The organism is Methylobacterium sp. CM6246 (assembly GCF_054818005.1).
Window position 1 is genome coordinate 4,577,200 of the sequence record NZ_JBTXKY010000001.1, and the last position, 25,856, is coordinate 4,603,055.

At 70.0% G+C, this 25,856-nt stretch carries 16 protein-coding genes; 8 read left to right on the forward strand and 8 right to left on the reverse strand.

Annotated elements, in window-relative coordinates:
* The first annotated feature begins 310 nt into the window (after nucleotides 1–310).
* Nucleotides 311–1,933 (forward strand): FAD-dependent oxidoreductase, encoded by a 1,623-nt coding sequence (locus ACYQPG_RS22200; RefSeq protein ID WP_461231777.1) that lies wholly within the window; start codon nucleotides 311–313, stop codon nucleotides 1,931–1,933.
* 21 nt (nucleotides 1,934–1,954) lie between these two features.
* Here the strand turns inward: ACYQPG_RS22200 and ACYQPG_RS22205 are convergent, their stop codons facing one another.
* Genes ACYQPG_RS22205 through ACYQPG_RS22215 form a run of 3 tightly spaced genes read right to left on the reverse strand, consistent with a single transcriptional unit; the run spans nucleotide 1,955 to nucleotide 4,047 of the window.
* Complete coding sequence (locus ACYQPG_RS22205; RefSeq protein WP_147907988.1) at nucleotides 1,955–2,761, reverse strand: hypothetical protein; 807 nt, start codon at nucleotides 2,759–2,761, stop codon at nucleotides 1,955–1,957.
* 45 nt (nucleotides 2,762–2,806) lie between these two features.
* Complete coding sequence (locus ACYQPG_RS22210) at nucleotides 2,807–3,007, reverse strand: hypothetical protein (RefSeq protein ID WP_147939199.1); 201 nt, start codon at nucleotides 3,005–3,007, stop codon at nucleotides 2,807–2,809.
* Nucleotides 3,004–4,047, reverse strand: coding sequence for a hydantoinase/oxoprolinase family protein (locus ACYQPG_RS22215; protein ID WP_461231778.1), 1,044 nt, complete (start codon nucleotides 4,045–4,047; stop codon nucleotides 3,004–3,006). The genes ACYQPG_RS22210 and ACYQPG_RS22215 overlap by 4 nt, the downstream gene beginning before the upstream one ends.
* 6 nt (nucleotides 4,048–4,053) lie before the next feature.
* Between ACYQPG_RS22215 and ACYQPG_RS22220 the strand changes: the two genes are divergently transcribed.
* Both ACYQPG_RS22220 and leuD read left to right on the forward strand, forming a co-directional pair.
* Complete coding sequence (locus ACYQPG_RS22220) at nucleotides 4,054–4,788, forward strand: HisA/HisF-related TIM barrel protein (protein WP_147939201.1); 735 nt, start codon at nucleotides 4,054–4,056, stop codon at nucleotides 4,786–4,788.
* Between the two features lie 69 nt (nucleotides 4,789–4,857).
* The gene (gene leuD / locus ACYQPG_RS22225) at nucleotides 4,858–5,460 is read left to right on the forward strand and encodes a 3-isopropylmalate dehydratase small subunit (protein ID WP_147909996.1); all 603 of its coding nucleotides are present in this window, start codon (nucleotides 4,858–4,860) and stop codon (nucleotides 5,458–5,460) included.
* Nucleotides 5,461–5,503: 43 nt separating this feature from the next.
* Here the strand turns inward: leuD and ACYQPG_RS22230 are convergent, their stop codons facing one another.
* Nucleotides 5,504–7,228, reverse strand: a complete 1,725-nt coding sequence (locus ACYQPG_RS22230) for a methyl-accepting chemotaxis protein (RefSeq protein ID WP_461231779.1) — start codon at nucleotides 7,226–7,228, stop codon at nucleotides 5,504–5,506.
* 356 nt (nucleotides 7,229–7,584) lie between these two features.
* Between ACYQPG_RS22230 and ACYQPG_RS22235 the strand changes: the two genes are divergently transcribed.
* Both ACYQPG_RS22235 and ACYQPG_RS22240 read left to right on the forward strand, forming a co-directional pair.
* The gene (locus ACYQPG_RS22235) at nucleotides 7,585–8,784 is read left to right on the forward strand and encodes a lytic murein transglycosylase (protein WP_147939203.1); all 1,200 of its coding nucleotides are present in this window, start codon (nucleotides 7,585–7,587) and stop codon (nucleotides 8,782–8,784) included.
* Between the two features lie 785 nt (nucleotides 8,785–9,569).
* Nucleotides 9,570–11,168: a methyl-accepting chemotaxis protein gene (locus ACYQPG_RS22240; RefSeq protein ID WP_461231780.1), complete on the forward strand. Its 1,599-nt coding sequence runs from the start codon at nucleotides 9,570–9,572 to the stop codon at nucleotides 11,166–11,168.
* 88 nt (nucleotides 11,169–11,256) lie between these two features.
* Here the strand turns inward: ACYQPG_RS22240 and rplS are convergent, their stop codons facing one another.
* The 3 genes from rplS to argB all read right to left on the reverse strand — a co-directional run bounded on the left by rplS (nucleotide 11,257) and on the right by argB (nucleotide 13,684).
* Nucleotides 11,257–11,658, reverse strand: coding sequence for a 50S ribosomal protein L19 (rplS, locus tag ACYQPG_RS22245; protein WP_147910000.1), 402 nt, complete (start codon nucleotides 11,656–11,658; stop codon nucleotides 11,257–11,259).
* Nucleotides 11,659–11,793: 135 nt separating this feature from the next.
* Nucleotides 11,794–12,549, reverse strand: coding sequence for a pyrimidine 5'-nucleotidase (locus ACYQPG_RS22250; RefSeq protein WP_461231781.1), 756 nt, complete (start codon nucleotides 12,547–12,549; stop codon nucleotides 11,794–11,796).
* A 241-nt stretch (nucleotides 12,550–12,790) separates the two neighbouring features.
* On the reverse strand, nucleotides 12,791–13,684 hold the full coding sequence (gene argB / locus ACYQPG_RS22255; protein ID WP_147910002.1) for an acetylglutamate kinase: 894 nt from the start codon (nucleotides 13,682–13,684) through the stop codon (nucleotides 12,791–12,793).
* 311 nt (nucleotides 13,685–13,995) lie between these two features.
* Between argB and ACYQPG_RS22260 the strand changes: the two genes are divergently transcribed.
* The 3 genes from ACYQPG_RS22260 to ACYQPG_RS22270 all read left to right on the forward strand — a co-directional run bounded on the left by ACYQPG_RS22260 (nucleotide 13,996) and on the right by ACYQPG_RS22270 (nucleotide 24,530).
* Complete coding sequence (locus tag ACYQPG_RS22260; RefSeq protein WP_147910003.1) at nucleotides 13,996–15,351, forward strand: UDP-glucose dehydrogenase family protein; 1,356 nt, start codon at nucleotides 13,996–13,998, stop codon at nucleotides 15,349–15,351.
* A 369-nt stretch (nucleotides 15,352–15,720) separates the two neighbouring features.
* On the forward strand, nucleotides 15,721–23,166 hold the full coding sequence (locus ACYQPG_RS22265; RefSeq protein WP_461231782.1) for a type I polyketide synthase: 7,446 nt from the start codon (nucleotides 15,721–15,723) through the stop codon (nucleotides 23,164–23,166).
* Complete coding sequence (locus ACYQPG_RS22270; protein ID WP_147939207.1) at nucleotides 23,163–24,530, forward strand: aminotransferase class I/II-fold pyridoxal phosphate-dependent enzyme; 1,368 nt, start codon at nucleotides 23,163–23,165, stop codon at nucleotides 24,528–24,530. The genes ACYQPG_RS22265 and ACYQPG_RS22270 overlap by 4 nt, the downstream gene beginning before the upstream one ends.
* Before the next feature lie 132 nt (nucleotides 24,531–24,662).
* Here the strand turns inward: ACYQPG_RS22270 and ACYQPG_RS22275 are convergent, their stop codons facing one another.
* Nucleotides 24,663–25,847: a polysaccharide biosynthesis/export family protein gene (locus ACYQPG_RS22275; RefSeq protein WP_461231783.1), complete on the reverse strand. Its 1,185-nt coding sequence runs from the start codon at nucleotides 25,845–25,847 to the stop codon at nucleotides 24,663–24,665.
* Nucleotides 25,848–25,856: the final 9 nt, after the last annotated feature.

Below are 25,856 nucleotides of genomic sequence, written 5' to 3' on the forward strand. Positions count from 1 at the left end.
CCACTGGTATCGGAGTGTTCTCAAAAGACCCGCGGCCCCACGGCCGCGGGTCTTCTCGTTTTGGAGACTGCGGTCACCGGCACGCTGTGACCGGGCATGACCAGGCGGGCCGAGCCCGTCGCGCGTTTGGGCGAAGGCCCTCGAATCGGATGGGCCAGGCCGGTCAAGCTTGACCTTGGACAATCCTTCGTTGCACCTCGGGCGGATATTCGCCCGCACAGGTCGCGAAGACGAACCCGCCCCTGGAACGGGTCCTCGTCCCCCGTGGCCGACCGGGCGTCACGGCGGCAGAAGTGCGAGGGAGCAGGCCATGGAAACGATCGGCCCGGATCTGCGCGTGATGCAGCGCGTCCCCCTCGCGGCCTCGCATGTCGCCGCGATCAGAGCCGTGGGAGTCCCGCGGCATTACCCGGCCGGGACCGTCCTGGTTCGCGCCGGCGAGCCGGCGGACCGCTTCGTCTATGTCGAGGACGGCGAGATCGAGGTGGTGAACCCGTTCACGGACGAGCGCCACCTGCCCTCGACCCTGGGGCCGACGCAGTTCATGGGCGAGATCTCCTTCCTCAACGGCGGCAGCTGGTCGATGCCGATGCGGACGGTCACCGATACGGATGTGATTGAGGTGCCGCGGGCCGCGATGCTGCGTCTGATGGCCGAGATCCCCGAGATGTCGGACATCGTCATCACGGTCTTGGCGGCACGGCGGCGGCGGCAGCTCGATTCGCGCGACGGCACGCTCGTCCTGATCGGCGAGGACGTCGACCGGGCGGTCCGGCGGATCGCGGAGTTCGCCAGCCGCAACCGCCTGCCCTATCGGTCCTACGCGCTCGGCAGTCCGGAGGCCGCGGGTGTCGCCACGACCTGTTCGGTTCCCGCCGACCGGCCGGCCGTGATCTTCGGCCGGAACAACGTCGTCGCAGACCCGACGCCCGACAAGGTCGCGCAGCTGTTCGGCCTGAACTACAACCTGATCGACGACGAGGCTTTCGACGTGCTGATCGTCGGCGGCGGTCCAGCCGGCGTGGCGGCGGGCGTCTATGCGGGCGCCGAGGGGCTGCGCGCCCTGGTGGTCGAAGACGTTGCGATCGGCGGGCAGGCCGGCACGTCGAGCCGGATCGAGAACTACATGGGGTTTCCGACCGGGATCTCCGGGGCCGATCTGGTCTGGCGCGGCGAAGTCCAGGCGATGAAGTTCGGCACGCGGTTCGCGATGCCTCGGCGCGTGGCGAAGCTCGAGCGCCTCGACGACGACGCGTACTGCGCGACCTTCGACAACGGCCAGCGGGTGCGCGGCCGGGCCGTGGTCGTGGCGACCGGCGTCCAGTACCGACGCCTGCCGATCGATCGCCTGGAGGCGTTCGAGGGGGCGGGCGTCTATTATGCGGCCACCGAAATCGAGGCCCGCTATTGCAAGAACACTGAGACCGTCATTGTCGGCGGCGGCAACTCGGCCGGGCAGGCGGCGATGTTCCTCAGCCGCTCCGCCCGGCATGTCCGGCTTCTGGTCCGCGGGCCGTCGCTGGCAACCTCGATGTCGCGCTACCTGTCGAGCCGCCTGGAGGCGGATCCGGCCATCACGATCGAGTACGGCGCCGAGCTCAGCGCGCTACATGGGGAGGACGCCCTCGACGCGGTGTCGATCCGCACCATCGCCGACGGGACGGTCCGGACGATCCAGACCTGCGCGGTGTTCGTCATGGTGGGGGCGGCCCCCAATACCGGCTGGCTGTCCGGCCTCGTCGAACTCGATCGCAACGGCTTTGTCCTGACCGGGGAAGCCGTCGGCGCCGGCTCGCCCTATGCCACGTCGCAACCGGGCATCTTCGCGGTCGGCGACGTGCGCGCCGCGTCCGTGAAGCGCGTCGCATCGTCGGTCGGCGAGGGATCGGTCGTCATTTCGAAGGTCTGGGATTACGTCCAGGAACACGGGTGACCCCGCCTCGACCCGGTCCGATCAGGCCGGCCGGGCCGCGGCCGAACGCTTGGCGCGTCGGCGGCGCCCCACGATCAGCCACGGCAGCACGCAGGCCGCCGACACCGCGATCGACACCGCGTAGGCCGTGACCAGCCCGGTCTGCCCGAGCGACAGGTGCACGCACCCATAAAAGGCCAGCACGCCGAAGGCGCCCTGGGCGCTGCCGCGCACCACGTCGAGGGAGGCGCGGACGCCATCCTGGAACCGGGCGAAGGCGATCAGCGGCCAGGAGATGATCGGGATCGGCGCCAGCAGGCCGCTCAGGCCGGAGCCGAGATACGGCGCGAGGTTGGAGACCAGCAGGACCAGCGCGGTCGCGGCCGCGAGGCGCGCCGGCATGTCCCACCGCGGCGGGATCGGGCGCGCTCCGGCGGGCGCGGGTCCGGCGGGCGGTGGGCAGAGCGCCACGACCAGGGCCATGGCCGGCAGGTCGATCGCCGCCGCGAACCATAGCCCGGGCCGGATCAGCCCGTGCAGCACGAGACCGCCGAGGACGAAGGCCGACAGGGCGGCGCAGAGGGCCGCGACCGGGCCCATCCGGGGGGCGCAGACCACGTAGGCGAGATAGCAGAGCGTGACCGCCCCCAGCCCCTCCGCCGAGCCGACGGCGGCATCGGCCGCGAAGGTCTTGCCCTGCTCGAGCGCGAGGTAGATCGAGATCGGCGCCGAGGTGAGCGGCAGGCCCGACAGCAGGCCGCCGACCAGGCTGCCCCACCGGCGGGCCGCCGCCGACACGGCCCACATCAGGGCCGGGGTGATGGCGATCTTGGCGGCGATCAGGCTCATGCCGGTCTCATGCCGGTCTCAGGGCCGGTCTCGACCCGCCGACCCTCAGGCCGCCTCCGGCGGCTCGCCATCCTCCGGCTCCACGGGCGAGTTCAGCATGTCCTCCAATTCGTCCACCAGCCGGTCGATCTGATCCTCGGTGGCGAGCACCTTCAGGACTTCACCGGTTTCGGTCTCCACGGCCAGTTCGATATGCGGCCCGACCCGGGTGGTCAGAACCCGGGCCAGGATCTTGATGGCGCTCATGCGAATGCGTCCTCCGAGGCGATGAGGCCGACGGCGACCGCCGGCCCGCAGGTCGAGATCCAGTCGGGCTCTCCGGCGATCCGGCCGCGCAGCAGGCTCACCAGCGGGATGGTCGGCCGCCCGAGCCGCGTGGCGAGGCGCGGGCCCAGGAAGGCGCCGGCGCCGCACGCGATGAGCGGCGCTCCTGGGGTGAGATCGGACCGGCTCAGCAGGGTGGCGGCGGCGTCGTGCAGCAGCCGCAGCTGCGCCTCGGCGAAGTGGCCTGCCAGCAGCGCCCAGGCCTCGGGGGTGCCCTCCTCGCGGTCCCGCCCGACGATTCGGGCGAGCCGCGTCTCGCTCTCGGCGACGGACTTGCCCTTGCGATCGCCGCTGACCTGCTGGTCGGCCCCCTCGGGCAGCAGCCCCAGGATCCGGTAGACGTCGGCCATGTGGGAGAACGTCTCGGTCATCAGCCGGGTGCGGCGACCGCCGAAGGGGGCGTGGTCGGCGAGCGCGATCACCGGGGTGCGGACGATCCCGGTATAGACGAGCTCCCCGGTTTCCAGGCGCTCGGCGTCGCTGTAGCCGGCGGCCGCCGGGCGGCCGGCGGCGATCGGGATCAGGTCGGCAGTGGTCGAGCCGACATCGATCAGGAGCGCGTCCGGCGCATGCTGCCCGGCGAGCGCCGCCGTGGCGTGCCAATTGGCCGAGGCGACGTCCGCGAAAACCTCCGCTGCCGCGTTCGGGGCCACGAGGCCTGAGCGGCCGGCGTAGATCCGCACCGGGCCGGCGAGGTGCCGCTCGGCCCAGCCCGAGAGCGCTGCCACGCCTTCCCGGCGGCCGGCGAAGCAGTCGGTCAACTCGCCCGTCATGGTGACCGCGTGTCGGGCCTCGCCGCGCGCCCAGTCGGGCAAGGCCGCCAGGGACCCGTCCAGGGCCGGGACGCCCTGCCAGAGCGGGCACGGGACCTGGGCCGCCGCCACGACCCGGCCATCCTCGACCAGCGCGGCCTTGACGTGGACCCCACCGAGGTCCCACCCGATCTGCTTTGGGACTGGCATGGGCATATGACCGCGACGCGCGCCTCGATGGATGACGGACTCGGGCGCCCCGGCTTCGCGGTGATCCCGGTGCTCGACCTGCGCGGCGGCCGCGTGGTGCGGGCGCGCCGCGGCGAGCGCTCCTCCTATGCCCCGATCGAGACGCCCTTGGCAAAGGGCTCCGCGCCCGATGCGATCGCGCGCGGTCTTCTCGACGCGTGGCCCGCCCAAACGCTCTACGTCGCCGATCTCGACGCGATCATCGACGGGATCAGGCCGGACCTCCGGGCCCTGGAGGCGATCGCCCGCGCATGCCCGGGACTCGGCCTGTGGGTCGATGCGGGCTTTTCCGAATCGGCGGGCGTCGCGGCGTTCCTCGCCGCCGGCCTCGGGCGGCCCGTGATCGGCAGCGAGAGCCAGCACGATACCGGGCTCGTCACCGATCTCGGCGAACGCGCCGTGCTGTCCCTCGATACGCGCGGATCCGAGCGCCTCGGCCCGGCCGCGCTCCACGACGATCCGGGGCTCTGGCCGCCGGACGTGATCGCGATGACGCTGGCCCGGGTCGGCGCCGGGGCCGGGCCCGACCTTGACGCGCTCCGGGCCGTGCGGGCCCCGGGCCGCCGGGTCTACGCGGCCGGCGGGGTGCGCGGGGCGGACGACCTGCGGGCCCTGCGCGCGGCCGGGATCGCCGGGGCGCTGGTCGCCTCGGCGCTCCACGACGGCACCCTGCGGAGCGCCGAGGCCGGGGATCTGGCCTGACGCTTCCGACCCGCCGCCGAGGCTGCTAAACCGGCGCCAGACCGTGCCTTCACCAAGAGCCTGCAGACGATGGAAAAATTCACCACGCTGGAGGGCGTCGCGGCGCCCATGCGGATCATCAACGTCGACACCGACCGGATCATCCCGAAGCAGTACCTGAAGACGATCAAGCGGACCGGCCTGGGCAAGGGCCTGTTCGCCGAGATGCGCTACAAGGACGACGGCTCCGAAAACCCGGACTTCGTGCTCAACAAGCCGGCCTACCGGAACGCGAAGATCCTGGTGTGCGGCGACAATTTCGGCTGCGGCTCGTCCCGGGAGCACGCCCCCTGGGCGCTGGCCGATTTCGGCATCCGCTGCGTGATCTCCACGAGCTTCGCCGACATCTTCTTCAACAACTGCGCGAAGAACGGCATCCTGGCGATCACGGTCGCTCCGGACGACCTTGAGAAGCTGTTCGAGGACGCCGAGCGCGGCTCGAACGCGACCCTGTCGGTCGATCTCGACGCCCAGACCATCAAGGGGCCGGACGGCGGCACCCTGCATTTCGACATCGACGGCGGCCTCAAGCACAGCCTGCTCAACGGCCTCGACGAGATCGGCCTGACCCTGCAGCGCGCCGCCGCGATCGACGCCTACGAGCAGAAGCTCGCCGCTCGGGAATGGGCCTGAGCGGGCGACGCGAAAGCTCTCGCAAGTCTGAGCGGACCTCCGCTTAGGCCGCCTTCACGTCCGCCAGGAACGTCGCGACCGCGCGGGTGAGGTCGTTCGAGTTCTGGGAGAGGCCGCGCGCTGCGCCCAGCACCTGGGTCGCCGCGGAGCCGGTCTCGCCGGCGGCGCGCTTGACGTCGACGATGTTGCCGGTGACCCGCTCGGTCCCGGAGGCGGCCTGCTGGACGTTGCGGGCGATCTCCTGGGTGGCCGCCCCCTGCTCCTCGATCGCGGCCGCGATCGCGGTGGAGCTGGTGGCGATCTCGCCGACGATGCGGGCGATCGACCGGATCGCCGAGACCGCGTGGCCGGTGGCCGTCTGGATCGCGCCGATCTGCGCGCCGATCTCCTCGGTGGCGCGGGTGGTCTGGCCGGCCAGCTCCTTGACCTCGCTGGCGACCACCGCGAAGCCGCGGCCGGCATCGCCGGCCCGGGCGGCCTCGATGGTGGCGTTGAGCGCCAGCAGGTTGGTCTGCCCGGCGATCTGCGAGATCAACGCGATGACGCTGCCGATCTTCTCCGCGCTCTCGGCGAGCACCTGTACGGCCCCGTCGGTCTGGATCGCCTCGTCGGAGGCCGCGCTCGCGGCCTGGGCCGCCCGGGTGACCTGGCTGTTGATCTCCCGGATCGAGATCGACAGCTCCTCGGTGGCGGCGGCCACCGTCTGCACGTTCGAGGAGGCCTGCTCGGCGGCGCCCGCCACCGTCTGCGCCTGCGCGTCGGTCTCTTCGGCGATGCCGGTCATCGACTGCGCCGTCGCTTCGAGTTCGGTGGCGGCCCCGGCCATGGCTTGGGTGAGGCCGGACACCTCGGTCTCGAACCGCGTCACCACGGCGTCGAGATGGGCGGCGCGGCGGGCCTTGGCATCCGCTTCCCGGGCGGTCGCGGCGTCGCCTGACCGCTTGGCGATCAGCGCGGCCTTGAACACCTCGACCGCCGCCGCCATGCCGCCGATCTCGTCGCGCCGGTCGCTGCTCGGGACGGTGACGTCGAGATTGTCCCGGGCCAGCTCCCCCATCACCAGCGTCATCGTGCGCGTCGGGATGGCGATGAGCTTGGTCAGCAGGAAGGCGCCCGCGATGGCGGTCGCCAGGAGGGCGACGAGGGACAGCAGCGTCGCCGCGTAGGATTTCGAGAAGGCGTCGGCCTCGTCGGCCTGCCGGGCCGTCAGCAGGGTGCGCTCGGTCGCCTCGATCTCCCCACCCTTGGCGCGAATGGCGTCCATGAGCGCCCGGCCGGCGCCGCCCCCCACGCGTGCGCGGGCCTCCGCCTGGGTACTCGGCTGACCCATCAGGCCGATCTCCGGCTCGGCGATGTCGGCCTGCCAGCGCTTCGCCAGGGTCTCGACCTCGGCGATGCGGGCCTGCTGCACCGGATTGTCCGATGTCAGCGTCCGAAGCCGCTGTAGATTCGCGTCGAAGGCCTGCGTGCCGCTGCGATACGGCGCGAGGAACGCCGGGTCTGCGGTCACCAGATAGCCCCGCAGGCCGGTCTCGCGATCGACCATCGTGGTGATCAGGGACGCGTTCACGTTCAGGACGTCGTAGGTATGCTCCGACCATCCAATCGACGATTGGATGAACGATAGTTTCCGATGATTGATAACCGCGCTTACCAGCGCAATAATCATTAAAACAGCGAATGAACCAACGACTTTCTTCGCAATCGATAGATCTACCAGGCGCATGGTCCAGATTTCCTGCCGTCGTCCAAAAACTGATTCCGTCATATATGAACAGTCGTGGGTTAATAAGTTGCCGTCAAGAATCACATCGTTCCGAGCGGATTGCCGATTGAATAGGCGGGAATATTCTAATATATTGCTGCATTTGTGAAGTATTAGAAGATATTAATTAGCAACAACCAAGGCATCGATTGTCGGAAAACTAAAGCCGCCGCCAAATCTATTTCCGTACTGACACCGCGACCGGACGATTGAATTTCACGGTCCGGACTTCGGGCGCAGCGCGGCGGCGTCCGGGCCCGTCGGGCGGGCCGGTGGATTCGGTGCGGCCTAACCGCTCCTTAACCCTGGTGTTGCCTGATTCGAAGTTCATGCAACGGACGTCGAACGGGATCGCCAGGATGCGGATTCACTCCCTCGGATCGGGCGTCGCGCTCGGGGTCGGTCTGCTCGCCGGCCTCGCCGCGGTGCCGGCGCGCGCCGATTTCGATTCGTGCCTCGCCGGCATCCAGAGGCAGGCGGCGGCGGCCGGGGTGTCGGCCCAGGCCTTCCAGGCGGCCACCCGCGGCATCAGCTTCGACGACAAGGTGATCGAGCTCTCGCAGGCGCAGCCCGAGTTCAAGACGCCGATCTGGGACTACATGGCGGCGCTCGTGGACGATGAGCGGGTCGAGGACGGACGCGCGGCCATGCGCCAGAATGCGTCCGCCCTGGCCCAGGCCGAGGCGCGCTACGGGGTCGACCGCTACACCATCGCGGCGGTCTGGGGCGTCGAGTCCAACTTCGGCAAGAACCTCGGCAAGATGCCGCTGGTGCAGTCGCTGGCGACGCTCGCCTGCTCGAGCAATCGCCGCCGGGACTTCTTCCGCGGCGAGTTGATCGCCACCCTGCGGATCATCGAGCGCGGCGACATCGCGCCGGAGAGGCTCACCGGCTCCTGGGCCGGCGCCTTCGGCCAGACCCAGTTCATGCCGACCACCTATCAAAGGCTCGCGGTGGACGGTGACGGCGACGGCCGGCGGGACGTGGTCGATTCGGTTGCCGATGCTGTCGGCTCCACGGCGAACTTCCTGCACGTGGCCAAGTGGCAGAACGGCCAGGTCTGGGGCTACGAGGTCAAGCTGCCCCGCGGCTTCAGCGTCGCCTCCGCCGGCCGGAAGAACAAGAAGCCGATCGCCCACTGGGCCGCGCTCGGCGTGACCCGGGCGGATGGCCGCTCGCTCTCGGGCGAGGGACCGGCCGGCATCATCGCACCCGCCGGCATCGACGGACCGGCCTTCCTGGTCACCCGGAACTTCGACGCGATCTACTCCTACAACGCGGCCGAATCCTACGGTCTCGCCATCGCGGTCCTGTCGGACCGGCTGCGCGGCAAGGCCGGCGTCCAGGCGGCCTGGCCGACCGACGACCCGCCCCTGTCCCGGGCCGAGCGGCGGGACCTCCAGACCCGGCTGGCCGCCCGCGGCTACGATGTCGGGGAGCCGGACGGCAAGGTCGGCCAGAAGACCCGCGACGCGATCAAGGACGTCGAGCGCAAGCTCGGCATGACTCCGACGGGTCGCCCCGGCGGCAAGGTGCTGGAAGCCCTGCGCGGAAGCTGAGAGGGTGTAGGCCGCTTGGGTCTCCACGCACGGCGGCCGACGCGGTGGTTTTCGCGGGGAGTCATCCTGGCTCGCCAAGGAAGTCATCCTGGCTCGCCAAGAGAGGCAGGATGGTCCCCGAAGGTTTTGGGCCGGAATCGACGCGAGAGCGCAGTGACGCCCCCCCGCTCCGGAAAGGAGCGGGGTGAGGGACCGGGGTTCGGTGGAACAGGTGCACCCTGTCTCGCGCTCGAATCGGACGGAGACCCGCATCCTGCCCTTCGCCGCTGGTCGGCCCCGCGCCGCCCGGAGTATCGCGCGCTCGAGGACGTTGGAGGGTGACCGCCACGGCCATCGGCGCGGCTTGCCCCCTTGTGGCGCACGGCTCCTGCTCGAACGGTCCCTGCGGGCCAGGCCTGTCCCGCCGCCACGATCCGCACGCTCACATTCACCATCGCGGATCTGCCATGCGGCGATGAGATGGATCGGCTGCACTGTATCCGAACTGTCGTACTCTCCAATATAAATTGTTGATATGATCTGCGTTTGGTCGAACGATTACTTAAGATCAAATAATGATTGTCGGTATTTAATCGCACTACGGTTGCAAATATAGAAATTATTTTACTGTCCGCGAAAGGTTTTTTGATAGAAAATCTTGAGTTATGCGCTGCGCTGAGCATATTGATCCTCAATCGTATAGGATCAAGATCAATATGCGCTTTTCTCTCGCGAATTTGACGCTGTCACGCAAGCTTTCGCTTCTCACGATACTGACGTGTCTGATTATTGCTACGATCGGTGGCTTGGGCCTCAATCTATTCCACCGTGAAATGCTGGACGAGCGCGTCCAGTCGCTGCGCGCCATGGTCGAGCTGATCCAGTCGCACGCCCAGGCCCTCGACGAGCGGGTCAAGGCCGGGACCATGACCAAGGAAGCGGCCCTGACCGAGCTGGCCGAATCGACCATGGCGATGCGCTACAGTGGCGGTACCAACTACATATCGATCTACGCGATGGACGGCAGGACCATCGCCGCGCCGAACCGGAAGGACGTCGGCAAGAACCAGCTGGATCTCACGGTCAACGGCATACCGATCATTCGCGCCTTCATCGCTGGCCTGAGATCGTCAGACTCGACGATGCTGGAATACACCTACCTCCGGCCCGGACGGGAGGGTGTCTTTCCGAAGGTGTCCGTGGCGTCCCGCTTCGCACCCTGGGACATCTTCATCGTCACCGGCGCCTATACCGACGACATCGCGGCCGCGTTCCGGTCGCTGGCGATCACAGTGGTGGGCCTGCTCCTGGGCATCGTCGGCGTCTCGGTGCTCGGCTCGCTGCTGATCGGGCGCAGCATCACCCGGCCGCTCGGCCGCCTGCACCGGAGGATGCAGGCCCTGGCGGAGGGTGACATCACGAGCCCGGTCTCCGATAGCGAGCGGCGCGACGAGATCGGCCGGATGTCCGCCACCGTCGAGGTGTTCCGCCAGGCCCTGGTCGCCAAGGGCGAGATGGACGTCGCGGCCGCCCGGGATGCCGAGGCCAAGATCGAGCGCGCTCAGGCTCTCGATGCCCTGACCCGGCAGTTCGAGGGCAGTGCCGGGACCCTGATGCGGGGCCTGACCTCAGCCGCCACGGCGATGCAGGCCAACGCCGCCACGATGGCGCAGAGCGCGACGCGGACGAGCGCGCGCTCCGCCCAGGTCGCCGAGGCCGCGCAGGAGACCTCCGCCAGCGTGCAGACCGTGGCCGCTGCGACCGAGGAGATGTCGACGACCATCCGGGAGATCTCCGGCCAGATGGCGCGCTCGTCGGCCATGATCGGCCAGGCGGCCACGGAGGCGCAGCGGACCGACGCGATCGTGCGCGACCTCGCCGAGGTCGCGGAGAAGATCGGCGCGGTGGCCAGCATGATCGCGGCGATCGCCAGCCAGACGAACCTCCTCGCGCTCAACGCCACGATCGAGGCGGCCCGCGCCGGCGAGGCCGGGCGCGGCTTCGCGGTGGTGGCCAGCGAGGTGAAGGAACTGGCCAACCAGACCGCGCAGGCGACGGCGGAGATCGCGATCCGGGTCGGCGCCGTGCAGGTCTCGACCCGGCAGGCCGTGGAGGCGATCCAGGAGATCGGCCGCACGGTCACCGAGGTCAACACGCTGGCCACCAGCGTCGCGGCCGCGATCGAGGAGCAGGAGGCGACCACCGGCGAGATCGTGCGCAGCGTGGCGCAGGCGGCGGACGGCACCAGCACGGTGACCGGCAACATAGCCGAGGTCTCGACCGCCGCCCAGGAATCCGGGGGCGCGGCCGAGCAGGTGCTCGGTGCCGCCGCCGAACTGTCGCAGAAGTCCAGGCTGCTCTCCGCGGAGATCACCCACTTCCTCGATCGGGTCCGGGCCGCCTGAGCCGCTTGCATGAAAAAACCGGCCAGGCTGAGCCGGGCCGGTTGAAAACTGCGGGTTCCCCGGCTGCGAGCCGGGGTACCCGAGGGCCTTACTCGGCGGCGGCGGGGGCCGCCTTCGGGGTATCCTTGGACTTGTAGCGATCGGTGCGCTCGACGATGCGGGCCGATTTCCCGCGGCGGTCGCGCAGGTAGTACAGCTTGGCCCGGCGCACCTTGCCCCGGCGGACGACCTTGATCGAATCGATCATCGGCGAATGCACCGGGAAGACGCGCTCGACGCCCTCGCCGTAGGAGATCTTGCGGACCGTGAAGCTCTCGTTGAGGCCGCCGCCCTGGCGACCGATGCAGACGCCCTCGTAGGCCTGGACGCGGGTGCGCTCGCCTTCCTTGACGCGGACGTTGACGATGAGCGTGTCACCCGGCTCGAAATCGGGAATGGTCTTGGCGAGGCGCGCGACTTCCTCGCGCTCCAGCTGCTCGATGATGTTCATGGCATAGCTCCAGCCGTTGCGCCGTGCCGCCCCTCATGGGCGTCCGGCACCAGGATTTCGGCGATCCTGTTGTGAGTTGCGCAGCCCTCTACAGGATCCCCGACGGCTTGTCGATTGCCGATGCCGGCCGTCGCGTCAGGGGCGATCCGCGGGCGTTGAGCCCCGCGTGGCCTCGGGCAGCACGCAGGCCGACAGGAAGGCGGCCAGATCGTCCGTGATGTGGTCGATATGCGGCTCGCGCACCGCCTCCTGCTCGAAGGCCTCGCGGTAGGGGTCGACGATCTTGGGGACGACCAGCACGGTGGCCATGCCGAGATCGTGCGGTACCGCGAGGTTGCGGGCGATGTCCTCGAAGAGGACGGCGCGAGTCGGCTCGACCCCGTGGGCGTCCAGGAACCGTTCGTAGGTCGAGCGCTCGGGTTTCGGCACGAAGTTGGCGGCTGCGATGTCGAACACGTCCTCGAAATGGTCGAGGATACCGAGCTTGGCCGCGACGTTCTCGGCATGGCGGCGCGACCCGTTGGTCAGGATCAGCTTGCGCCCGGGCAGCCGCTCGATCGCGTCGCCGAGGCTCTGGTCGAGCTTGATCGTCGAGTGGTCGATGTCGTGGGCGAAATCGAGGAAGTCGTGCGGATCGACCCCCTCCTCCGTCAGCAGCGCCGTCAGGGTCGTGCCGTAGCGGTGGTAGAAGTATTTCTGCAGGGCGCGGGCCGAGATGCCATCGATCCCATAGAGCCGCATGACATAGAGCGTGATGCGCTCGTCCACCTGCGGCCAGACCTGCGCGTCGCTCGGATAGAGCGTGTTGTCGAGGTCGAACACCCAGGTGTCGACATCGGCAAACCCACGGGAGGCGGGTGTGGTGAACTGGGCTTTCTCCGGGTGGTGCACCGTGTCCCTTTGAGATCCTGAACCTGAGGGATTCTAGGGCCAGGCCCGATCGCGTTGCAATCGGATGCAGCCCAAAACCCTCGGTGCGATGCGGGCCCGGCCGACGATCCCTCCGGAATCGGCGCCCTGGAGCGGTCAGGCTTGCAGCGCGGGCTTGCGCGAGGCTGAGCCGGGACGACGACAATGCGCGAGCGGCGCGGGCGTTGCCGCGTCCGATCCGCCCATCGCCGTCCCAGGGAGATCAGCTCCGGCGGATCAGGGTGCCGGCACCGTAATCGGTGAACAGCTCCAGCAGCACCGCGTGGTTGACCTTGCCGTCCAGGATGACGACCGCCTCCACACCCCGCTCGATTGCGTACATGCAGGTCTCGATCTTCGGGATCATGCCGCCCGTGATCGTGCCGTCGGCGATCAGGCGCCGGCAATCCTCCACGGTCAGCTCGGGGATCAGCTTCTTGTCCTTGTCGAGCACGCCCGGGACATCGGTGAGCAGCAGCAGCCGCTTGGCCCGCAGAGCCCCCGCGATGGCACCCGCGAAGGTGTCGGCGTTGACGTTGTAGGTCTGCCCGTCGGCCCCGTAGGCCACCGGCGCGAGGACCGGGATCAGCTCGGCCTTCAGCACCGCGTCGAGGACGCCGCGCTCGACATGGTCCGGCTCGCCGACCAGGCCGAGATCGACGGTCTGCTCGGTGTGATTCTCCGGATCGATGACGGTCTTCATCGCCCGCTTGGCGCGGACCATGTTGCCGTCCTTGCCGCACAGGCCGATGGCCCGGCCGCCCTCCGCCGAGATCCAGCCGACGATCTGCTTGTTGATCGAGCCGGCCAGGACCATCTCGACCACCTCGACGGTGGCCTCGTCGGTGACCCGCAGGCCACCGCGGAACTCGGACTGGATGCCGAGCCGGTCCAGCATCTTGCCGATCTGCGGGCCGCCGCCGTGCACCACGATCGGCTTCACGCCGGATTGCTCCAGGAGGACGATGTCCTCGGCGAAATCCTCGGCCGCGGCGCGGTCGCCCATGGCGTGGCCGCCATACTTGATGACCACGATCTCCTGGTCGTAGCGCTGCATGTGGGGCAGCGCTTGGGCCAGGATTTCGGCGCGCACGTGCACGTTCGGCAATTCGGTCATCGCGGTCCTTCGCCGATCCTATGTATGGGGCCTGGCGGCGCCCGGCCTCGTTCGGCCGGCGGGCGCGCTTCTACAGGAAGCCGACCGCGCTGCGAAGCCGCGAACGCGCCTGCGGAAGGCCCGCGCCGGCGACAAGCTCCGGGCCCCGTCAAGCTGCGAGCGTCGACGCTGTCAAAAAACAGTCGTGTTTCCGCGGTGTTGCACGCGCATGATAGAAATGGGCGCTGCCGAGCGGCCCGGGTTGCATCGTCGCTGGTCTCGGACCATGCTGCAGTGCAACGAGCCGCACGGCGGGTCGCCGGGAGGGCCGTATGCGGATTGCGATGATTGGGGCCGGGTATGTGGGCCTGGTGTCCGGGGCCTGCCTCGCCGATTTCGGCCACAGCGTGGTCTGCATCGACCGCGACCCGGACAAGATCGCGAGCCTGAACGCCGGCCGCATGCCGATCTACGAGCCCGGGCTCGACGCCCTCGTCGCCGAGAACGTCCGCCAGGGCCGCCTCGCCTTCGGCTCCAGCCTGCAGGACGCCGTGGCCGAGGCCGACGCGGTGTTCATCGCGGTGGGGACCCCCTCGCGGCGCGGCGACGGCTTCGCCGACCTGTCCTTCGTGTTCGATGCCGCCCGGGAGATCGCCGGGGCGCTCTCGGGCTTCACCGTGGTGGTGACGAAGTCGACGGTCCCGGTGGGCACCGGCGACGAGGTCGAGCGCATCATCCGTGACTTGCGGCCCGAGGCGGATGTCGCCGTGGCGTCGAACCCGGAATTCCTGCGCGAGGGCGCGGCGATCTCCGACTTCAAGCGTCCGGACCGGATCGTGGTCGGCAGCGAGGATCCCCGGGCCGAGGCGGTGATGCGCGAGGTCTACCGGCCGCTCTATCTCAACGCCGCGCCGATCGTGGTGACCAGTCGCCGCACGGCGGAGCTGACCAAGTACGCCGCCAACGCATTCCTGGCCGCCAAGATCACCTTCATCAACGAGATCGCCGACCTGTGCGAGGAGGTCGGCGCCGATGTGCAGCAGGTGGCCCGCGGCATCGGCCTCGACAACCGGATCGGCAGCAAGTTCCTGCATGCCGGCCCTGGCTACGGCGGCTCGTGCTTCCCGAAGGACACGCTGGCTCTGGTCAAGACCGCCCAGGATGCCGGCACGCCGCTGCGGCTGGTCGAGACCGTGGTGGCGGTCAACGATCAGCGCAAGCGCGCCATGGCCCGCAAGGTGATCAAGGCCTGCGGCGGCAGCGTCCGGGGCAAGACCGTGTCGCTGCTCGGCCTGACCTTCAAGCCCGACACCGACGACATGCGCGAGGCGCCGTCCCTGTCGATCGTGGCCGGCCTTCAGGATGCCGGCGCCAAGGTGCGCGCCTATGACCCGGAGGGGATGGAGCAGGCCCGGCCGCTTTTGCCGGGGGTGGACTTCGCGCAAGACGCCTACGCTTGCGCGGATGGCGCGGACGCCTTGGTGATCGTCACCGAGTGGAACGCGTTCCGGGCGCTCGATCTCGACCGGCTGCGGCAGATCATGGCGCCGGCCGGGTCCGCGCCCGTGCTCATCGACCTGCGCAACATCTACGATCCCGAGACGGCCGAGCGCCACGGTTTCACCTATCGCGGCGTCGGACGATCCAAGGATAGCGCCAAGGATTATGCCGCTCCGGGCACGTCTTGAGCGTTGGCGGACCAGCGATGAGCCGTCCCGTTGCGGTTCTAGATCTGCAGGCTGCTGCAAAGATCTCTTTGGAAAACCCTCGCGGCCCGGGTAGACGGGCTCCGTCCGCCGACGCGCAACTGTGGCATTTCGATGGTCGCGCGACCGTCTCAACAGGCCGTCATGCCGAGCAAACTTGGCATTTCGGCCGCCGGCACTGGACTGCAGTCTGATGAATACATGTCACAGCGCGGCGCAATCTGGCCGGGCGGGGATGACCTTGCCTGGGGGCAGGTTGGACACCGCAATGGTGCCACAGTAAGGGGTGAGACGGTACTCACTCGTCGCGAGCCGAGCCGACTTCCGATAACGAGCGTGTGCGAACCGAACGTGACACAACGTACAGACATTGCGATCGTCGGACGCGCATGCCGACTGCCCGGGGCCCCCAGCGTCGATGGGCTATGGCAACTCCTGTCCGAGGGACGCTGCGCCGTCAGCAAGGTTCCCAGTGACCGCTTCTCCCTCGACCGGTTCGCGCATCCGCGCGCCCAGGAGCGCGGGAAGAGCTACACCTGGGCCGCGGGCGTCATCGACGATATCTGGTCGTTCGACCCGGCCGTGTTCGGCATCTCGCCCCGCGAGGCCGAGCAGATGGATCCGCAGCAGCGGATGCTGCTGGAGCTGACCTGGGAAGCCCTCGAGGATGCAGGCCTGCGCCCGTCAAGCGTGGCCGGCAGCAACATCGGCGTGTTCGTCGGCGCCTCGTCGCTCGATTACGGCAACCTGCGCATCCTCGACGCGGCCTCCGGCGACGCCTACGCGGCCACCGGCAACACGCTCTCGATCATCTCGAACCGCATCTCGTATATCTTCGATCTGAAGGGCCCGAGCTTCACGGTCGACACGGCCTGCTCGTCCTCCCTCGTCGCCTTCGACAACGCTGTGCAGGCGATCCAGTCGGGCCGCGTTGACACCGCGGTCGTGGCCGGCGTCAACGTGCTGGCGAGCCCGTTCAACTTCATCTGCTTCTCCACCGCGCAGATGCTCTCGCGCACCGGCCTGTGCCAGGCGTTCTCGAAGAACGCAGACGGCTACGTGCGCTCCGAGGGTGGCGTGGTGTTCGTGCTGCAATCGGCCGAGGCCGCGCGGCGCAACGGCGCCACCGTGCGCGCCCGGATCGTGGCATCGGGCATCAATTCCGACGGTCGCACCACCGGCATCTCGCTGCCGTCGGGCTACGCCCAGGGTGCCCTGCTGGAGCGGGTGTACCGCGACGCGGAGATCGGCCTCGACGACCTCGCCTTCATGGAGGCGCACGGCACCGGCACCCCGGTGGGCGACCCGATCGAGGCCTCGGCCATCGGGACCAAGCTCGGGCGCGGGCGCCAGTCGCCGCTGCCGATCGGCTCGATCAAGACGAATATCGGCCACACCGAGCCGGTTTCCGGCCTCGCCGGCCTGATGAAGGCGACGCTGGCGCTGGAGCACAATCTCGTGCCGCCCTCGCTGCACGCGGCCGAGCTGAATCCCGACATCCCGTTCGACGAGTTGAACCTCAGCGTCGTCCGCGAGGCGCTGCCGATCACCCGCGGTCTGCGCGAGCGCTACGCGGGCGTGAACTCCTTCGGCTTCGGCGGCACCAACGCGCACGTCGTGATCACCGACGGCAACGTCGGCACGCAGGCGGCGGAGGCCACCCCGGCGCCGTCCGCGCAGGTTCTGCTGCTCTCGGCCCAGACCCGCGCCGCGCTGAACGAGCTCGCCCTCGACTATGCCGAGCGGCTCGAAGCCGAGCCCGGCCGGATCGCCACGGTGGCCGCCGCGGTCGCGCACCGGCGCGAGCGCCTGCCCGCCCGCCTGGCGATCACGCTGGACGGCAAGACCGACGTGGCCGCCGCCCTGCGCGCCGTCGGCGAGGGCGAGGATGCCCAGGACGCCTTCACCGGCACCGCGGTCGACCGCGCCGCCGAGGTGGCGTTCGTCTATTCCGGCAATGGCAGCCAGTGGGCCGGCATGGGCCGCGAGGCCTACGAGGAGAACCCGACCTTCCGGGCCGCCTTCGACCGGGTCGACACCCTGTTCCAGGCCTATGCCGACTGGTCGCTGAAGCAGGCCCTCTACGCCGAGGACCTCGACGAGCGCCTGGCGCTCACCAGCGTCTCGCAGCCGCTGATCTTCGCCATCGAGAGCGCCTCGACGGCGGCCCTCAAGGCCAAGGGCCTGATCCCCTCTTACGTGCTCGGCCACAGCGTCGGCGAGATCGCCGCCGCCGAGGCGGCCGGCGTCCTGAGCCTCGAGGACGCGGTCCGGGTCATCTACTATCGCAGCCACCACCAGGAGACGACGCACGGCCAGGGCACCATGGCGGTGCTGCTGATGCCGTCCGAGGAGGTCGAGGCTTTCCTCAAGGACTACCCGTCCCTCGACATCGCCGCCTACAACAGCCCGAAGGCCGTCACGGTCGCCGGGCCGGTGGCCGACATCGAGGCCGCCCTGAAGGCGCTGTCGCGCAAGCGCCGTCGCGGCCGCAAGCTCGACCTGGCCTACGCCTTCCACGGGCGCCTGATGGACCCGACCGAGAAGCCGCTGCTGCGCGATCTCGCCGGGCTGAAGGCGAAGGCCGGCACCACCGCGATGGTCTCCACCGTCACCGGCAGCGTGCTGGAGGGCGACAATTTCGGCGCCGGTTACTGGTGGCGCAACATCCGTGAGCCGGTGCGCTTCAGCGAGGCCGTGCAGGATGCCACCCGCCGCGGCGCCCGCGTGTTCGTCGAGGTCGGCCCGCGCGCGACGCTGATGTCCCATGTCGGCGACGCGGTCGAGCCGCTCGGCATCGAGACCGCCACGGTCGGCGTCATGCACCGCAAGGCGTCGGGCGGCGACCCGATCGCCAAGGCGGTCAGCGCCGCCCTGGTCCAGGGCGCGCAGGTCGACGAATCCCTGCTCTTCGGCGACGCCCCCCGGGGCGACGTGCGCCTGCCGACCTATCCGTGGCAGCGGCGTCCGTTCCGCCTGGCCGACACCCCGGAGAGCGTCGGCGCGATGAGCGCCCGCCCCTACCACCCGCTGATCGGATCGCGGACCACCTTCGACGGCCTGGAGTGGAACGGCTTCGTCGATCCGGCCACCCTGCCCGAGCTGGAGGATCATCGGGTCGACGGCCAGGTGATCATGCCCGGCGCCGGCTTCGTCGAGATGGCGCTGGCCTGCGTCCGCGAGGCGATGCGCCACGACGAGGTGGTGCTGGCCGATTTCGAGATCCTGTCGCCCATGGTGTTCGCCGAGGAGGCCCTGCGCGAGGTCGCGGTGCGTCTGTCGGGGACCGGCAACGGCATCCAGGTCCTCAGCCGCCCGCGCCTGACCCAGACCCCCTGGCAGCTCCACGCCCAGGCCAAGATCGTCGACGGCACGTTCACGGCTCCGAAGGCGCCCGACCTGAACGGGTTCGACTTCGACACCGCCGGCGAGCAGGTCCTGTCCGGCGACGCGCTCTACGGCCGCGCCCGGGCCTCGGGCCTCGGCTTCGGCCCGAGCTTCCAGCAGGTCGCCATGAGCGCCCGGCTGGATGACACCACCATCGTGTCCGACCTGCTGCCGGCCGTGGCCGACGACCGGTTCACCCTGGTCCCGGCCCGCCTCGACGCCTGCTTCCACGGGCTGATCCTGCTGTTCGCGGACCTGCTCGGCGAGAACGCCGGCAAGGCCTACATCCCGGTGCGCTTCGGCGAGGTGCGGCTTCTGCGCCCCGGTGCGGTGATCGCCCGTTCGATCATCCGGACGCGCCGCTGCAACGAGCGCTCGATCCTGGCCGACTTCACCCTGCTCGACGCCGACGGCGCAGTGGTCGCCACGATCCGCGAGGGCCGTTTCCAGGCCCTGCGCGCCAAGGGCGGCGGCGACCTCTCGGCCTTCGCGATCTCGCAGGTGCCGGAACTCGCCACCGAGCCGACCGCGATCCCGATGGAGCGCCGGCCGAGCGTGGCCGCCCGCCTGCGTCCGCTCACCGCCGAGGCGAAGGGGCCGGCCGACGCCGCCCTGTCCCCGGGCCACCTCCTGCTGGAGGGTTGGGCGACCTCGCTGGCCTATCGTCTCGCCTCCGGGCTGGCCGAGGGCGGGACCGTCTCGGTCGCCGACCGGCGGGTGCCCGAGGCCCTGCGCCCCTGGGTGCTGAACGCGCTCTACGCTCTGGAGAGCAGCGGCCTGGCCGAGCGTGCCGGCCAGAACTGGACCCTGGGCGAAGACGGCTCGGCGCTGCCGGCTCCCGACGAGATCATGCGTTGGATCGCGGGCGACCACCCGGATCTCTCCGCCGAACTGGTGCTGATTGCCGATGTCGGCGCCATGGTCGATCGCCTGCTCGCGGGCAAGCTGACCGAGGCCCCGGCCTTGCCTCAGGGCGCGATCGACGCCTTCGTCATGCGCTCGGCCACCGCCCGCCACACGGCCGACGTGGTCGCCGGCCTGATCGAGGCCAGCCGCGGACACCTGCCGAAGGAGCGCGCCCTGCGGGTCCTGCAGGTCGGATTCGGCCCGCTCTCCGCCCAGGCTGCGGCCTTCGCCGCCGCGGCCGAGGCCCGGCTCACCGTGTTCGAGGCGGATCGCCGGCTCGCCGAGCGTGCCCGCCTGTCGCTCACCAACGGCGCCGCCGTCGTCGAGGCTGCCGACGAACTCGCCCCCGGCAGCTTCGACCTGATCCTGGCGGCCGGCAGCCTGCATCGCGGCGACCGCGCCCTGCCGGGGCAGCTCTCCGGGGCGCTCGCCACCGGTGGCCTGCTGGTGGCCGTGGAGCCGGGCGCGTCCCTGTTCCGCGACCTCGTGTTCGGCCTCACGGGCGGCTGGTTCGAGGAGGCCGTGGGCGGCATGCCCGTCGGCCGCCTCGAGGATATCGAGGGCTGGCAGCGCACGCTCAGCGCCCACGGCCTGGTCAAGGTCGCGGTGGAGCGCGCGGCGTCGGCCAACGGCGACGACCTGCTGCTGGTCGCCGAGGCCCCGGTGCGTCCGGGCCCCGCCCCGGCGCAGAGCTTCGCCTTCGTGATCGGCTCGGACGACGAGTTCGCCGCCGAGACGGCCTCGTCCCTGGCGACCCTGCTGGTCGCGGGCGGCGTGCACGTCTCGATCATCCTCGACTCCGAGACGTCGCTGATGGAGCTGGAGAAGGAGACCCCCGACACGGTGGTGTTCCTGGCCGGCGCCTTCACCCGCGGCGGCGAGGCGTCCGAGCGGCTGCGCGACCGCTGCCTCAGCCTGAAGCGCTGCACGGAGCATCTCGGTGCCCGCCAGACCCGCCTGTGGGTCGTGGCGCCGGGCGCCACCCGCGACCGCGGCGGCCAGACCACCAACATCGAGGCCGGCGTGTGGGCGTTCTCCCGGACGCTCGCCAACGAGGCGCCGAACCTCGACGTGCGCCGCATCGACCTCTCGCCCGAGATGTCGTCGAAGCGGGCGTCCGAGCGCCTGCGCGACCTCATCCTCTCCGGTACGCCGGAGACCGAGATCGTCCTCGACGACGAGCGGACGCAGGTCGTGCGCTTCCATGCCGGCCGGCCGAAGCACCGGGATCCGGCGGATGCCGTCCCCGCCGAGGCCGCGCGCCTGGAGCGCAGCAACACCGGCGGCCTCAACGAGATGGTTTGGGGTCCGGCCGAGCGCCGCACCCCCGGCAAGGGTGAGATCGAGATCGCGGTCGAGGCCACCGGCCTGAACTTCCGCGACGTCCTGTGGGCGCTCTCGATGCTGCCCGAGGAGATCCTGGAGGACGGCTTCGCCGGCCCCCGCCTCGGCCTCGAATGCGCCGGCCGCGTCACCGCCGTCGGCCCCGGCGTGAAGGGCTTCAAGGCCGGCGACCCGGTCGTCGCCTTCGCCCAATCGGGCTTCGCCACCCACATCGTGGTGCCCGAGATCGTCGTCGCGCCGAGTCCGCAGGGCCTGGACCCGATGGCGGCCGCGACCGTCCCGGTGGCGTTCCTGACCGCCTATTACGGCCTCGTCTCCTGCGCCCGGATGCGGCGCGGCGAGTGGGTGCTGGTCCATGGCGGCGCGGGCGGCGTCGGCCTCGCTGCGCTGCAGATCGCCAAGCTGAAGGGCGCGCGGGTCATCGCCACCGCCGGCTCCCGCGAGAAGCGGGCCCTGGTGAAGGCGCTGGGCGCCGAGCACGTGCTCGATTCCCGCTCCCTCGCCTTCGTGGACGAGATCCGGGCGATCACCGGCGACGGCGTCGACATCGTGCTGAACAGCCTGTTCGGCGAGGCGATGGAGCGCTCGCTCAACGCCCTCCGGCCGTTCGGCCGCTTCGTCGAGCTGGGCAAGCGCGACTACGTCGCCAACACCCATATCGGCCTGCGTCCGTTCCGGCGGAACCTCAGCTACTTCGGCGTCGACCTGGATCAGGTGATCCAGCACCAGGGCGACGACGGCGCGCGGATGTTCCGGGAGGTCATGGCCCTGTTCAACGACGGCGGCCTCAAGCCCCTGCCCTACCAGCCGTTCACGGCGGCCGAGACCTCCGACGCGTTCCGGCTGATGCAGCAATCGGGTCACATCGGTAAGATCGTGATCAGCCCGCCCAAGGCCGGCACGATCATCAAGGAGACCAAGCGGCCGTTCACGGTCTCGGAGACCGGCGTCCACCTCGTGACCGGCGGCCTCGGCGGCTTCGGCCTGGAGGCGGCCCGCTGGCTCGTCGACAGGGGCGCCCGGCACCTCGTTCTCGCCGGCCGCAAGGGCGCGACCACCGACGAGGCCAAGGCGATCGTCGCCGAACTCGCCGGGCGCGGCGTCAAGGTCGAGGCCAAGGCCGTCGACATCACCAGCCGTTCGGCGGTGGATCGCCTGATCGTGGAGATCGAGCAGGGTGGAAAGACGCTCGCGGGCGTTCTCCACGCCGCGGCGGTGCTTCAGGACGGCCTGATCGCCAACATCGACGCGGCGGCGCTGGACGCCGTGATCGGCCCGAAGGTGGTCGGCGCCCAGCACCTGGACGCCGCCACCCGGGACCGCAGCCTCGACTACTTCGTGATGTTCTCGTCGGCGACGACGTTTATCGGCAACCCCGGCCAGGGCTCCTACGTCGCCGCCAACGGCTTCATGGAAGGCCTGGCCCGGCAGCGCCGTCGTCGCGGCCTGCCCGCGCTGGCGGTGGCCTGGGGCGCGATCGGCGATGTCGGCATGCTCGCCCGCAACAAGGCGGTCATGGAAGGCCTCGCCGGCCGCGTCGGCGTCACACCGATGGAGGCGCGCCGCTGCCTCGAGCTGATGGCGGACGCCTTGGAAAGCCAGGGGACCTCGCCGGACGAGGCGGTGATCGCCATCGCGGCGATGCATTGGGGCAAGGCGCGCGAGCGGCTCGCCACGATGCGCTCGCCGAGCTACGCCGGTCTCGGGTCGGATCAGCAGGCGGAGGCCGGCGGCGTCCAGGCGATCAACATCGGCGCGCTCCTCAAGGGAGGCGACGTGGATGCGGTCCGCAAGACGGTGTCGGACGCGATCGTCGAGGACATCGCGCGCATCCTGCGCCTGCCCAAGGACGATATCAGCCGCGTACGCCAGCTCTCCGAGATCGGTCTCGACTCGCTGATGGGCGTCGAGCTCGGCGCCAGCCTTCAGGAGCGCTTCGCCCTCGATGCGCCGCCCGCCGGCCTGTCGTCCGGCATGACGGTCAACGAGTTGTCGGAGTCCTTAATTCAGGCGGTTTCCGCGCCCATGGATGAAGCGGCCGGTGTCGCGATGAGCCTCGTCTCGAAGCATATCGGTGGTGAGATCGACGCGCAGATGATGGCGCCGCTCAGGGAACTCATCGAGAAGACCAACAGCGAGCTCAAAGAGACCAACTCATGACCGATACGGCACGGCCTGACGGCGGGCGCGCGGCGCTCGCCGGCTTCGTGACGAACCGCCTCGGACGCGCGACGCCGCGCCCGGCGCCCGTCAAGGCGGCTTCGCCGGCCGGGCAATCGGCCGCACAGAACTTCGAGAACCTGCCGGGCTACCGCGAGCTGCAGCTGCAGCGCCAGGCGGCGCAGCTGATCGGGCTGGGCAACCCGTTCTTTCGCGTCCACGACGCGAAGGCCGGTGCGACCACGCGGATCGACCAGAAGACCTTCACCAACTTCTCGTCCTACGACTATCTCGGCCTGAACGGGCATCCCCGGGTCAGCAACGCGGCCCGGGAGGCGATCGACGCCTACGGCACCTCCGCGTCGGCGAGCCGTGTGGTGGCGGGCGAGCGGCCGGGCCATATCAGCCTCGAGCAGGCCCTGGCCAAGCACTACCGCACCGAAGGCTGCATCGTGATGGTGAGCGGCCACGCCACCAACGTCACGACCATCGGGGCGCTCCTGGAAGCCGGCGACGTGATCTTCCACGACGCGCTGTCCCACAACAGCATCGTCACCGGCGCGCAGCTCTCCGGCGCCCAGCGCCGCTCCTTCGCGCATAACGACCTCGACGCCCTGGAGAGCCTGCTCCAGAACACCCGCCACGAGCACCGCCGGGCGCTGATCGTGGTCGAGGGCCTGTACAGCATGGACGGCGACGCGCCGGACCTCGCGGGTCTCGTCGCGCTCAAGAAGCGCTACGATGCGTGGCTTATGGTCGACGAGGCGCACGGCCTCGGCGTCACCGGCCGCACCGGGGCGGGCCTGTTCGAGCATTGCGGCGTCGACCCGAAGGAGGTCGACCTCTGGATGGGCACGCTGTCGAAGACGCTCTCGACATGCGGCGGCTATATCTGCGGCCCGATCGCGCTGATCGAGTACCTCAAGCACACGGCGGGCGGCTTCGTGTACAGCGTCGGCATGTCGCCGCCCCTCGCCGCCGCCGCCGAGGCGGCGCTGGCGGTGATGCATGCCGAGCCGGAGCGGGTCGAGCGCCTGCGCCAGAACGGCACGCTGTTCCTCGCCACCGCCAAGAAGCTCGGCCTCGATACCGGCTTCAGCCTCGGCCTCGCGGTGGTGCCGATCATCGTGGGCGACTCGCTCAAGGCCGTGACCCTGTCGGACCGCCTGTTCCGCCGCGGCATCAACGTGCAGCCGATCATCCACCCGGCCGTGCCCGAGCGGGCCTCGCGCCTGCGCTTCTTCCTCACCTCCGAGCACACCGCGGACCAGATCCGCGACACCGTGAACGCGGTGGCCGAGGAGATGACGGCGATCGACAAGGGCGGCTCGCTGATCGAGCAGCTTCTGGCCAAGCGCGGCTGAGCATCCGGACCGCGCCGGTCACGGCGCGTTCCACCACCCCCACATGCAAACAGGGCGCGGATGGCATCCGCGCCCTGTTTGCATGTGGGCTCCGGATCCCACGCCGGCCCAGAGGCCGGCGTGTCGGCCAGCCTACTTGGCGTAGGCGTAGGCGGTGGCCGCGGAGCTGAGCGGGCCGGTGACGCCGCTGAAGGCGGTCAGCACCTTCTGGACCTCGGTGAACGGGGCGTTCGAGACGTAGATCAGGTCGCGGTTGCGCATGCGGAACGCCTGGGTGGTGAACAGGCTGTTGGGGTCGCGCATGTTGATCCGGTACACCACCGGCACCAGCGGGGTGCCGGTGAGCTTGGTGGCCGGGTTGAGGCGGCGCACCACGCTGGCGGGCTCGAACCGGAAGATGAAGGTGCCGGCCGGGTCGGCGGCGAAGTCCGAGAGGCCGCGCGCCTTGGCGAGCGCCTGGGCCAGGGTGATCCCGTCGGCCTGGAACGGCAGCTCGGTCGCCTGGCCGAGCGCGCCCACCGCCAGGAAGGTCTGCGGATCGCGCACCAGGGTCAGCACGTCGTTGGGCCGCAGGTAGATGTTCTCCTTGGGGTTCGACACCACCGTGGTCAGCGGCACCGTGGCGGTGAGCGGCCCGCGCGACAGGCGCACGAAGGTCTCCGAGACCGGCGAGCGGTTGCCGCCCGCCGACGCGATGACGTCGAGGATGCGGTCGCCGTGGCCCGACAGCGGCAGGCGCGCGCCGGCGGCGCCCTCGCCGGTGACGGTCACCGCCTGGCTGATCGGCCGGGTGACCGAGACCAGCACCTGCGGCTGGATCGCCTTGCCGGCGAGCTCGTTCTCGATCAGGCCCTGGACGTCCTGGGGCCGGCGGCCGGCGACCTTGATGCGCCCGGCATAGGGCACCGAGATCGCGCCGTCGCGGCCGACCGGCTGCTCGGGGATGAGGGCGGACTTGGAGCCGGCGGAGAAGCGGTCGGCCACCAGCGGGCCGGAGAACAGGCCGCCGGAACCGGCCTCCCAGACCGAGACCGAGACCATGTCGCCGATGCCGATCACCGGCTCGGTGGAGGGGCGGTGGTCACCGAAGGAGGCGAGCAGGCTGTCGAGGGGCCGGCCGCGCAGGGCCTCGACCACGGATGGGGTGACGTCGATGATTTCGTAGCGGGCGAGCACGCCGCCGTCGGCGGTGGCGACTTCCGCGCCAGCCTCGATCGCGCTGGCCGTCGGACCCGCCGCGGGCAGGTACGTGCAGCCGCCGATGGACCCTGCCGCGAGGGCGGCCATCAGCGCTGAGAGCGCCGTCTTACGCAGCATCACAGAGAC